This window comes from Seonamhaeicola marinus (assembly GCF_008085455.1).
Genome location: NZ_VSDQ01000011.1, coordinates 1 through 781 on the forward strand (window position 1 = coordinate 1; position 781 = coordinate 781).

The 781-nt window shown below is 33.4% G+C and carries 1 protein-coding gene and 1 pseudogene; both read right to left on the minus strand.

Going from position 1 to position 781, the window contains the following annotated elements:
- Positions 1 to 544: pseudogene (locus FUA24_RS00100) on the minus strand (hypothetical protein); the annotation flags it as partial.
- Between the two features lie 29 nt (positions 545 to 573).
- Positions 574 to 781, minus strand: a 208-nt coding sequence (locus tag FUA24_RS25375) for a hypothetical protein (RefSeq protein ID WP_222861293.1), incomplete at its 5' end; no start/stop codon positions are given.

Sequence of the window (781 nt, forward strand, 5' to 3'; positions counted from 1 at the left end):
CACCGTAAAGACCAAATGTATCATCAGCAGGAATACCTTCAATTTGAGTTTCTTCTAAATCACCTTTTAAAGAACAAGGTGCGTAACCAAGAATTAATAAACCACCCCATAAACCTCTGTTTGCAGCAGATAAGTTTGTACCAGCAGTTTCACCTGGTTGAATGTTATCACTTTCTGAAGTGAAAATAATTGGAGCACTTGCAGTACCAACTGCATTAATTTTACCACCTCTAGCAACAATTAAAGCAGAAGCTAAAGATCCTGTACCAGCTCTACCTTTAATGATAGTACCAGCTTCGATAGTTAAAGTTGCACCAGATTCAACTACAACTTTTCTGTCTAATACATAAATTTTGTCGTTAGTCCAAGTTTCATCAAGTACAATACCACCTGCTTTAACAACAACTTCAGCGCCATTAGAACCGCCATTACCTTGGTTTATTATTGTAGTTTCTTCAATAATAATAGGTGTGTCATCATCTTTAAAACATCCAGTAAATACTAAGGTAGATGCAATTAAAAGTGTTAAAATTATTTTTTTCATGAGTTTTAAATTTTAGATAATTTTTTTATTCAATTTGATGCCGCAAAGAAAGCTACACTATGTAAATACGGTGTTACCTTGGTATTAAAGAACAGTAATAAAAGTGTTATGTTAGTGTTACTAAAAACAGGGTGTTTTGCTTTAAAACGAAACAATTTGTTAACATTAATTAACGCAGCTTTTTTGTTTTGGTGCGCGGGTAAAATATGTAGCTGAGAACAAGTGAAGCTAGGAATT